Here is a 2,275-nt window from a genome sequence, read left to right on the forward strand (position 1 = left end):
TAAAATGGTGCCGTCGAGAGGACTTGAACCCCCACGGTCGCCCGCTAGATCCTAAGTCTAGTGCGTCTGCCAATTCCGCCATACGCGCATGCTGTAAATAAGGAATAGGAGAGACTTTAGTCTCCGCCTAAAGATCCCTATATATAGTGAGTCATGTAGGATTCGAACCTACGACACCCTGATTAAAAGTCAGGTGCTCTACCAACTGAGCTAATGACTCATGTAATTTATTGGGGCCCCCGGAAAGTAATTGGAATTCGCTTCAGAGCTTACCTTCACTTTATGGGGTGTAGTACTGGGGATCAAGGATTTGAACCTTGGCATGACGGAGTCAAAGTCCGTTGCCTTACCGCTTGGCTAATCCCCAACGTCATTGGAAATGGAGGCTGATGGATTCGAACCACCGAACTCGAAGAGAGCAGATTTACAGTCTGCCGTGTTTAGCCACTTCACTAAGCCTCCACATATAAAGCCTTACCGGGCCCCAAAAAAGTAATAGACTTTACTATAAAATTTGCTTCACTTTTTGGGAATTATGGTGCCGTCGAGAGGACTTGAACCCCCAACCTACTGATTACAAGTCAGTTGCTCTACCAGTTGAGCTACAACGGCATATTATTAGTTATGGGGTCCCCGGAAAGTAATGTCTAAACTCTTATCGAAGTAATGCGGAGAAGAATGACCGCGAATTAAGGTTAGTTTAGACGCCGAACGAGTTAACACTCGTTGCGGACGGAATTTACTAGAAAGCTTAGCGTCACTTTTTGGGGTATTATGGCGGAGCTGACGGGATTCGAACCCGCGGTCTCCTGCGTGACAGGCAGGCATGTTAGGCCACTACACCACAGCTCCATACTAGTTAAAATAACTCTGAGTAAGAGTTTGGTTGCGGGGGCAGGATTTGAACCTGCGGCCTTCGGGTTATGAGCCCGACGAGCTACCGGGCTGCTCCACCCCGCGTCATTGAAAGCATAATTTCTTTATGGGCCCCGAAAAAGTAATCAGTGTTGCTACAAAGCTTCACTTCACTTTTTTGGGTAGTATGGTGGAGGCTGACGGGATCGAACCGCCGACCCTCTGCTTGTAAGGCAGATGCTCTCCCAGCTGAGCTAAGCCTCCATGGTATAGAACTAGAAAATTAATGGTGACCCGTAGGGGACTCGAACCCCTGTTACCTCCGTGAAAGGGAGGTGTCTTAACCACTTGACCAACGGGCCAAACTTAAAAATTACCGAAGAATTGTAGAGGCTGACGGGATCGAACCGCCGACCCTCTGCTTGTAAGGCAGATGCTCTCCCAGCTGAGCTAAGCCTCCGACTTGATTGGTTTTATGCTGCTCTTACCCCTCGCACCACTTACGCAGTCTAACCCCTTAGCAGAGGGTCCCCTTATAGCCACTTGGGTATCTCTCCAAATTTACTAGTAGCGGCAGAGGGGCTCGAACCCCCGACCTTACGGGTATGAACCGTACGCTCTAGCCAGCTGAGCTACGCCGCCAAAGGGTCTATCCTTTATATAAAGAACGGAGAAGGAGGGATTCGAACCCTCGAGACGCTTGTGACGCCTACACGATTTCCAATCGTGCTCCTTCGGCCGCTCGGACACTTCTCCATATATTTTATGGGTTCCCCAAAAAGTAATCGGAATATGCTACGAAGCATCACTTTACTTTTTGGGGATTTGACTCCCCGAACAGGACTCGAACCTGTGACAACTCGATTAACAGTCGAGTGCTCTACCAACTGAGCTATCAGGGAATATGGTGGAGCCAAGCGGGATCGAACCGCTGACCTCCTGCTTGCAAGGCAGGCGCTCTCCCAGCTGAGCTATGGCCCCATAAACTGTATTTAAATGGTGGGCCCTAGTGGACTCGAACCACCGACCTCACCCTTATCAGGGGTGCGCTCTAACCAGCTGAGCTAAGGGCCCTAATGTACAAAACAGTCTAGAGGGTAACAAAAAAAATACCCACTAGGGGTATTCTGCTTGGCAACGTTCTACTCTCCCAGAACCCTGCGGTTCAAGTACCATCGACGCTGGAGGGCTTAACGGTCGTGTTCGAGATGGGAACGCGTGGGTCCCCTCCGCCATCATCACCAAACAGTCAAAGCGTAGTTTGCGCCTTGAAAACTAGATACGAAACTTGCGTAAAGGTTTGAATTGCTTAGGTTTTCTGGGCCCCAATCAAGTATTCGGAATTCGCTACAAAGCTTATCTTCACTTGGTTGGGATTGTTTGGTTAAGCCCTCGACCGATTAGTATTCGTCAGCTGCAT

General features: G+C 49.4%; 14 tRNA genes and 1 rRNA gene. All 15 read right to left on the reverse strand.

From position 1 onward, the window contains the following. Window positions 1-147 precede the first annotated feature (147 nt). The 15 genes from G519_RS0141030 to rrf all read right to left on the reverse strand — a co-directional run bounded on the left by G519_RS0141030 (window position 148) and on the right by rrf (window position 2,101). Window positions 148-220 (reverse strand) — tRNA-Lys (locus tag G519_RS0141030). Window positions 221-295: 75 nt separating this feature from the next. Beyond that, a tRNA-Gln gene (locus G519_RS0141035) sits at window positions 296-367 on the reverse strand. 13 nt (window positions 368-380) lie between these two features. Next, window positions 381-462, reverse strand: a tRNA-Tyr gene (locus G519_RS0141040). A 74-nt stretch (window positions 463-536) separates the two neighbouring features. Continuing rightward, window positions 537-612 (reverse strand) — tRNA-Thr (locus tag G519_RS0141045). 163 nt (window positions 613-775) lie between these two features. Then, window positions 776-852: transfer RNA gene (locus G519_RS0141050), tRNA-Asp, on the reverse strand. Window positions 853-883: 31 nt separating this feature from the next. Further along, window positions 884-960, reverse strand: a tRNA-Met gene (locus tag G519_RS0141055). Window positions 961-1,043: 83 nt separating this feature from the next. Next, window positions 1,044-1,119 (reverse strand) — tRNA-Val (locus G519_RS0141060). 23 nt (window positions 1,120-1,142) lie between these two features. Next, window positions 1,143-1,217 (reverse strand) — tRNA-Glu (locus tag G519_RS0141065). A 25-nt stretch (window positions 1,218-1,242) separates the two neighbouring features. After that, window positions 1,243-1,315 (reverse strand) — tRNA-Val (locus tag G519_RS0141070). A gap of 108 nt (window positions 1,316-1,423) precedes the next feature. Then, a tRNA-Met gene (locus tag G519_RS0141075) sits at window positions 1,424-1,497 on the reverse strand. A gap of 26 nt (window positions 1,498-1,523) precedes the next feature. Continuing rightward, window positions 1,524-1,611, reverse strand: a tRNA-Ser gene (locus G519_RS0141080). Between the two features lie 73 nt (window positions 1,612-1,684). Then, window positions 1,685-1,757 (reverse strand) — tRNA-Asn (locus G519_RS0141085). 3 nt (window positions 1,758-1,760) lie between these two features. Next, a tRNA-Ala gene (locus G519_RS0141090) sits at window positions 1,761-1,836 on the reverse strand. Window positions 1,837-1,852: 16 nt separating this feature from the next. Next, window positions 1,853-1,929, reverse strand: a tRNA-Ile gene (locus G519_RS0141095). A 55-nt stretch (window positions 1,930-1,984) separates the two neighbouring features. Next, window positions 1,985-2,101 (reverse strand): 5S ribosomal RNA (gene rrf, locus G519_RS0141100). Window positions 2,102-2,275 lie beyond the last annotated feature (174 nt).

Source organism: Paenibacillus alginolyticus DSM 5050 = NBRC 15375 (assembly GCF_000422905.1).
Classification (GTDB): domain Bacteria; phylum Bacillota; class Bacilli; order Paenibacillales; family NBRC-103111; genus Paenibacillus_E; species Paenibacillus_E alginolyticus.